Here is a 7269-nt window from a genome sequence, read left to right on the forward strand (position 1 = left end):
CGTACCTCTTCCTTGATGGATTTTGCCTGCCCCAACAGTGAAAAACGGAAGGACTATTGGGATCATCTTATCGATCGCCTCCTCCAATGTGGACGAAGTGAGACACAATATGAGTGGTGATGCAAATAGAAGGAGACTGGAATTAACTGCAGATTTCCTGATCTCATAGGAGTCATCTTTCACGATGCATTCTCCCGGTGATTCTACCCAACATCCAAAGCATCCCATGCACTGTTTTATATCAAGATCCCTGAGCAAGAAATACTCGACATCGTATCCTCTATCCCGAAGAGAAAAAACTAGTCTGTCAATGTACTCATCGAATTTTTCTTTACCTATCGTGCACCGTTCAGAATGCCGATTCTCATGACGAGGACCTCCGTTTATAGCTCTATTGTCGAATCACTTTCGGCCGACAGATAAAAGGCGTCTAAGATGCTCTGAACAACCAGGGCCTCTTCGGGAGAGGATATTCTCGATTCCTCTCCCAGGCAACTATCTATAAAGCTTTCTATCGACCTCTTGTAGCAGTCTTTGCTTTCTGCATATGGTATAGCCGTATTCGTCAACTCTCCATGCGATTCGGCAAATACTTCCGGTGGGAAGACCGTAGCGCCCGCTCTATCACCGAAAATTTGAAGATTCATGATTGAACGATCTTTCATGTTTAGCGCAAAGGAAGTCTTCAGGATCAGTGAAGCTCCGTTGTGAAACCTCACAAAGCCAAAGGCCGAATCTTCGACGGAATACTTCTCAGGATCCCAGCCGCCCATAAGTCCGACTCCATTCCTCTTGGCGATTTTACAATAAGCGCTTGCCGTAACGCTCTTCGGCTGTGGGAATTTCATCATATGGAGCGCCAGATCCAGCATATGAACTCCTATATCGACCAGTGGACCGCCGCCCTGGATCTCTTTGTTGGTGAAGGAACCCCATCCAGGAATTCCGCGTCTCCTCAACGCTGTTGCTTCGCAAAAATATATCTCACCAAGATCTCCACTGTCGACAAACTTCTTTATGGCGATTGCTTCACTCCTGAAACGATAATGGAAGTTGAATGAAAGAATCTTTCCTGCTTCCTTTGAGGCGACCATCATTTCTTGAACTTCTCTTGCGTTGATGGCGGGAGGTTTTTCACAAAAGACATGAGATCCAGATCTCAGTGCGCTAACAGTAGCTGAAGAGTGAAATTTGTTTGGAGTGCAAACGAACACAGCATCGGGATTCAAAGAAGACAGCATCTCATCGTAATCACCGAAAGTATTATCTATTCCAAATCTGCTGGAAAGCATAACTGCCCTCTCTACAGCGGGATCTGCTATCCCGACCAGTTCTACCCTGTCATTCATCTGGGATAAAACCGGTAGATGCGTGACCTCTGCAATCTGGCCGGCCCCAATCAAGGCGACACGGAGTTTCCCGTACTTCATCTTTCAATGCTCCTGAGAAGATCACGAATAAAGGCGCATGACTCACCGTATCTTTTAGCAGGATTGTCTCCGATCACTCTGCATTCGAATGCAATGTCACCGGAGTAACCGATTTCAGACAGTGCCGAAAAGAGTGTCTTGAAGTCTAAGTGCGCCTGACCCGGCTGATAACGATTGCTGTCGGCGATGTGCACGTGTCCGATATACCTGCCGTTCTCTATTACCGCCTGCCTGATATCGGCCTCTTCGATATTCATATGAAAAGCGTCAGCCGTAAGTCTGACATTAGAAAATCCACCGACGTCTATCAGTTTTGCGGCAGATTGAAGGGTGTTTAGCATATGATCTTCATACCTGTTAAGTGGCTCCAGATAGATGAAGGTGTCCGTTTCTGCAGCCATTTTGTTCAAGCTTTCAAGGGATTCCAGGAGAACTGCTGTATCTTCTGAATCAGATCTCGGAGGGACCATGGGTGGAAGCCTCTTCGAAAACATTCCCCACGCGGCAGGTACGACAATTCCCTTTCCACCGACCTTAGATAATGCCTTCAAGATCTCTCCGATGTCCTCTACTGCCTGCTCCCTTTTCTCCCGGGAAAAGTCACCGATCCAACCACGGTATCCCCCACAGGCGCTTGTTACAGGGAATCCTGTTGACCGGACAGCTTCGCTCACTTCCGCGAACCTTTCCAGTAGATCTTTTCCGTCTATCTCGTAACCGTCGAATCCAAGGCTTCGAATGAATTGCAGTTTCTCTTTCATTTGAGAAGGGAAGAAATCTTTGTCCTGAGTTATCACTTTCATATACTCACCTCTCAAAAAGCTACTCCGAGCTTAATACTCAGTTCGGGATTAGTGTCCACATATTTACAGTACGCGCTCGGCGATTCTTCGAAGTTCACAACTGGATCCACGATATCGTCGCCAGATAGAGAACCATCCAGTATCAAATTCCAGCAGGTTTTTTCGATTCTCTTTCTATCCCATCTTGGAAAGTCTGGACTGGGTTCACTCGCGGCGCGAGAAAAAACAACTCTTCCGTAATTGTAGTGGGCTTCTCTTCCGAAGTTGATGCCGCCGGCAAACTCCCTTGCCCAGGCCACATATGAAACCGTTCCTCCGTAGGCAAGCCCCCTTAGAGCCGACTGAAGCGCGCCAGCAGATCCGCTGGTCTCAATGATGCAGTCGGCCCCGAGCTTGCCGGTAAGCTTTTTTATCTCAAGACCGATGTCGCACTCACCTGGGTCGAGGACGTAGTCCGCTCCGGAGTTCAGCGCAGCCTCACGCCTTATCGCGATAGGATCCACACCTATCACTGGCCTGGCTCCGATTTTCTTTCCGAGCTGTACCGCCATTAATCCGATGGCTCCAAGGCCAATCACTGCGATGTAATCTCCCGGCCTTACATTCCCGTCTCTGATTCCGGAAAAAGCAAACTGGGCGGGATCATAACACACAGCGCTCTTCCAGGAGACCCCGGTAGGGACCTTTAGTAGACGGTCGTTTCCTATAGCGTTTATAATGTGAGTTTCACGAATTCCTCCGTAAGAGCAGACCCTTTCACCGATGGAGTAGTCTTTTACGTCTTCCCCTTTCACTACTATCTTTCCTACCCACATGTTGCCCAGATTCCAGGAACCGAATTCTACACCCTTTTTTTCGCCAGCTGATCTCGGTAAAATCAGATGCCAATCTTGATCGTAGAATTCGTCTATCAGAGGACTTTCACTTCTGAAGTCTGCTACCTCTGAGCCATGCTTTGGAGAAGCAAACTCGACCTCGACCATCACCTCGTTGGCCGCTATCTTTCTATCCTGATACTCAACGATGGCCGCTTTTCGCGGTGCAGTTGCCACAAGCATCCTTGGCATCAACCCTGACCTCCTTGTTAAAGACTTTCTTTACACCGACCAATTATCACACATGAGGCAGGGAGACACTATTTATTCTTACTTTGTTTCACGAAAGTGCATGAATAACTGCGTTCGCACTGGGAAGAGTCTCAGCAGGTCTGGAAAGGTAATTGAGAAGGGTCTATTTAGAGCTGCCCATTGTCAATCCTCGAACCAAGTCATTTTGGACAAGGAGTCCAAAGACAATCATCGGAAGCACTGTGATTATCGCTGCCGCGCTCATAACACCCCATTCAATATTCCTTTCGCTTACGAACATATTGACCAGAACAGGAAGAGGTCTTGTATCCTGACCGGTGAGTACAAGTGCGAAAAGGAATTCATTCCACGCAATCAGAGCGCAGAGTATGGATGTGGCTGATAGTCCTGGCATTACAAGAGGAAGCACTACTCTCCTTAAAGACTGAAAACGGGTGCATCCATCAATCATAGCCGCTTCTTCAAGAGAAACAGGGATTTCCTGGAAGAAGCCACGCATCATCCAGATCGCGAAAGGGACGCTGAAAAAGGATAGAGCGAGAACGATCGGGAGGTATGTGTTGGATATTCCAAGATATCTGGCGATCATGAAGAAAGGCAGGACCATGACTATCGGAGGTGTCATTCTTGCTATAAGGACTACGAAAGCGATTGTATTGGCATGCTTCCAGTTGAACCTGGCAATAGCGTAGGCTGCGGGCACACCCAGGAACAGGGCGATTACCGTTGAAAGGAATGTGATCATGACGCTGTTGATCAATGATCTCACAAACTCAGAATTCCCGAAGAACTTCGCGTAGTTCTGAAGCGTAAGTCTTTCTGGGAACCACTTTGGTGGTATAGAGAACTGGTCGGCTTCAAACTTGAACGAGGAAAGAAGAATCCACGCAAGTGGCACCAGAGTCCAGATAAGAGCCAAAGCAATAACAGCGAAAACCAGTATTCTGGTGACAGGTCTTCTCCTAATCATAGTTCTTTCCACCACCTATAATTTTCATGTAGAGTATTGTGAAGACCACAGCTATTCCGAAAGTGAGCATGTTTATTGCCGAAGAAAAGCCGACGTTGTACGCTTGAAAGGCCGTCCTGTAACCGTAGAAGGCAAGCGTTTCCGTCGCTGTCCCGGGACCTCCGCCTGTCATAATGAACACAATGTCGAAGACACGCAAGGACGTAAGCGTCCTGATAACTACCGCGACGAGTATCGAGGGTCTTAGCAGCGGAAGGGTTATGTAGAAAAATCTCTGAATAGAGCTTGCACCGTCGACGAATGCGGCTTCATACGGTTCATATGGAACAGACTTCAGACCCGCAAGCAATACCAGGGTAACGAAGGGTATATATTCCCAGGCATCTGCAACTATCAGTACTGGCATGGCCGCTGAGGGATTAGAAAGCAGTGGTTTATCTACAAGTCCGCCAAACCCTATTTGTTTCATCAAATGGATAATTGGTCCATAATCGCTGTTCAACACGAATCTCCATACGTATCCTACGACTACAGGGGCGATCATGAAAGGTACAAGAAGAATCGACTGCACTATCTTCCAGCCTTTGAACTCAGTGTCAAGCGCGAGAGCGATACACAGCCCTATAATGAGTTCAACAAGGACAGCTCCCACTACGAAGTAGAACGTTCTTCCAACTGTGTCCAGCGTGAAGGAGTCTGTGAAAAGCCTTACGTAGTTCGTGAAACCGGCCGGCTTGATTCCCAGATCGGGTCTGAGCAGATTCCACCTAAGAAAGGACATGACAACAGTGTATGTAAGTGGGATCATGAAGATCACCACGATGAATACAAGTGCAGGAAGAATATATGCAAAACCCTTAGTTTTCTGTTTAGACTTCATCCGATCCCCCATCGCAAGAAATGCCGGGCCTTTCGACCCGGCTTTGAATAAGATCAATAGTACCCTCCATCTCTCATGAGCCTGTCTACTTCCTTTACTGCGTCATCTAGAGCCTTTTCGGCCGTCTTTGTTCCAGCCAGGAACTCAGAAACCGCTGGAGCGATAATTCCGCTCACTATACTTCCGCCTTCCGGTATCAATGGAACGATAGGAGTTGGAATACAATTCTCCATAGCAGAGGCGAAGTCTCCTATCCAGGGGAAGGACTCTGCAAGCTCGGGGCTGTTCAGCGCCGAGAACCTCGCCGGTATGTTGCCTGTAGGAGCGGCCTCGACCTCGTTCTTTGTTTCTGTGACATACAAAAGCCACTCCAGCGCTGCTTCCTTGTCTGGTGCCGAGCTGCTGACTGAGAAACCCCAGGAGATATAAAGCATGGGAAGCTTCTCTCCAAGTTTTTCTTCAGGTCTGGGGAATCCTACGAATCCTGCCTTACCAACAATGGAGGATCTCGATTCATCCTCTACGTAGAACATTCCGGTCGTCCAGACCTCCGCCATTGCGCTTCTTCCACTGATGAATTCATTCAACGCTTCCTGGAAATCGTAGTTCATTGCGGCAGGGTTCGCAAATTGGAACATGTACTTGACTTCTTCAAGCGCTTCAACGCCCGCTTCCGAGTTGAAGATTGGACGCATATTCATATCTAGAAGTGCCCCGCCTTTTGCCCAAAGCCTTTGCATGAAGTGAGTTGCAAGGAATATGCTTCTTCTTCCCATCATGGTGACTCCGTAGAGATCCGGCGGTCTGTTGAAAAACTCTGCAACGTCCCTGTACTGCTCCAGAGTCTGAGGAGGCAGAAGCTCGTAGCCGTACTTATTGAGGAAGTTGGCCTTCTCCACAGGATCTTCGAAAAGATCCTTCCTGTAGATTATGCCTCCGAGCTCGTTCATGTAGGGAACAATGTACGTTTTGCCATTAAGCTTTGCGTTTCTTATTCCGGGAATATCGGCCTCGTTGATTTTCTCGTATCCGGGAATATCGCTTATCGGGTAGATGTAGTTTGCAATCGAAAGAGCCGGATACCAGAGCATCGAGATATAAGGTACATCGATTTCGACCCTCCCAGATGTGTAGCCAAGCATCAGCTGATCAAGGTAGTTTGCATAAGGAAACTGTTGAATGTCGACCTCGATTCCCGTCTCTTTCGTGAAACCTTCCATTCTGGTCTTCCAGGCATCCGTGTGAATTCCAACTTCACTTGAAAGACGCAAAGGAACTGCAAAACATGAAGCTATCAACAGAACAAAGAGCAAAAGCATGAACCTGGTTCTCATAGAATCTCCTCCCTTCGGTAGTTAAACAAGGTCTTCATCGTACATTTTCTTTATTGCGGTCAGCGTTATTTCGATCGCTTCTTTCACTGAATTCTCAATCACGTCTCTTCTGGGGTTCTTGACAGAGAGATCTACTTTTGTGCCAGCAGATTGTTTGTATCTGTTCGCATAGCAAATCCCAATGAAACCGGCCTTGACATTTCTAAGATAGGAAATGACGAATAGCGCAGAAGCCTCCATTTCCAGCGATACAATCCTTCTCCTGCTCCAGCTCTGGAAGTATTCGGGATCCCGTTTGTAGAAACAGGAATGTGTCCAGTTGATTCCGGTGACGATCTCTCTTCCCCTTTCTCTGGCAGATGTTGTAAGCGATGAATAGACATCTGGAGAAGGAACGGCCGGGAAATTCGCCGGGACATAGTAGTTCGAGGCCCCGTCATCACGCACACAGCCATAAGGAACTACAATATCTCCTTCATTAACATGCTCCTGGAGGCCTGCCACACTGCCAATTCTTATCAATACTCTTGCTCCAACGTTGATCAGTTCCTCGTATACGATGCTTGCAGAGGGGCCTCCCATGCCTGTTGAAGTCACTGAAACGGGGTAATCCTTATACTTACCTGTATAGGTTATTAAGCCTCTGTTTTCAGCGATCTTTCTTGTCTCACTCAGTCCGGCTACGATCTTATCGACTCTCCCCTGGTCTCCCGGAACAATTACAACCGGTGCGATATCTCCCGCGCGGCACTCAATGTGATACT

The 7269-nt window shown here is 47.8% G+C and carries 7 protein-coding genes; all 7 read right to left on the reverse strand.

The genetic code is table 11. From position 1 onward, the window contains the following. Positions 1–383: 383 nt before the first annotated feature. A complete protein-coding gene (locus Y696_RS10560) occupies positions 384–1430 on the reverse strand; it encodes a Gfo/Idh/MocA family protein (RefSeq protein WP_121510445.1) in 1047 nt (348 codons plus the stop codon). Continuing rightward, on the reverse strand, positions 1427–2233 hold the full coding sequence (locus Y696_RS10565; RefSeq protein WP_121510446.1) for a sugar phosphate isomerase/epimerase family protein: 807 nt from the start codon (positions 2231–2233) through the stop codon (positions 1427–1429). The genes Y696_RS10560 and Y696_RS10565 overlap by 4 nt, the downstream gene beginning before the upstream one ends. A gap of 11 nt (positions 2234–2244) precedes the next feature. Continuing rightward, on the reverse strand, positions 2245–3300 hold the full coding sequence (locus Y696_RS10570) for a zinc-binding alcohol dehydrogenase (RefSeq protein ID WP_121510447.1): 1056 nt from the start codon (positions 3298–3300) through the stop codon (positions 2245–2247). Between the two features lie 163 nt (positions 3301–3463). Continuing rightward, on the reverse strand, positions 3464–4291 hold the full coding sequence (locus Y696_RS10575) for a carbohydrate ABC transporter permease (RefSeq protein WP_121510448.1): 828 nt from the start codon (positions 4289–4291) through the stop codon (positions 3464–3466). Beyond that, positions 4284–5228, reverse strand: coding sequence for a carbohydrate ABC transporter permease (locus Y696_RS10580; RefSeq protein ID WP_006487611.1), 945 nt, complete (start codon positions 5226–5228; stop codon positions 4284–4286). Before Y696_RS10580 ends, Y696_RS10575 begins: the two co-directional genes overlap by 8 nt. Beyond that, positions 5225–6505 carry an ABC transporter substrate-binding protein gene (locus Y696_RS10585; RefSeq protein ID WP_006487610.1) on the reverse strand — a complete coding sequence of 427 codons (1281 nt, stop codon included), beginning with the start codon at positions 6503–6505 and terminating at the stop codon, positions 5225–5227. The genes Y696_RS10580 and Y696_RS10585 overlap by 4 nt, the downstream gene beginning before the upstream one ends. Before the next feature lie 21 nt (positions 6506–6526). Continuing rightward, positions 6527–7269 (reverse strand): nucleoside phosphorylase (locus tag Y696_RS10590; RefSeq protein ID WP_121510449.1); only part of this gene is annotated, 743 nt, incomplete at its 5' end.

Source organism: Mesotoga sp. H07pep.5.4 (genome assembly GCF_003664935.1).
GTDB lineage: Bacteria > Thermotogota > Thermotogae > Petrotogales > Kosmotogaceae > Mesotoga > Mesotoga prima.

What these genes read in the sequence shown, in the direction of transcription:
- Y696_RS10560 (WP_121510445.1), bottom strand. Translation starts at nt 1,430, where the DNA reads ATGAAGTACGGGAAACTCCGTGTCGCCTTGATTGGGGCCGGCCAGATT.
- Y696_RS10565 (WP_121510446.1), bottom strand. Translation starts at nt 2,233, where the DNA reads ATGAAAGTGATAACTCAGGACAAAGATTTCTTCCCTTCTCAAATGAAA.
- Y696_RS10570 (WP_121510447.1), bottom strand. Translation starts at nt 3,300, where the DNA reads ATGCCAAGGATGCTTGTGGCAACTGCACCGCGAAAAGCGGCCATCGTT.
- Y696_RS10575 (WP_121510448.1), bottom strand. Translation starts at nt 4,291, where the DNA reads ATGATTAGGAGAAGACCTGTCACCAGAATACTGGTTTTCGCTGTTATT.
- Y696_RS10585 (WP_006487610.1), bottom strand. Translation starts at nt 6,505, where the DNA reads ATGAGAACCAGGTTCATGCTTTTGCTCTTTGTTCTGTTGATAGCTTCA.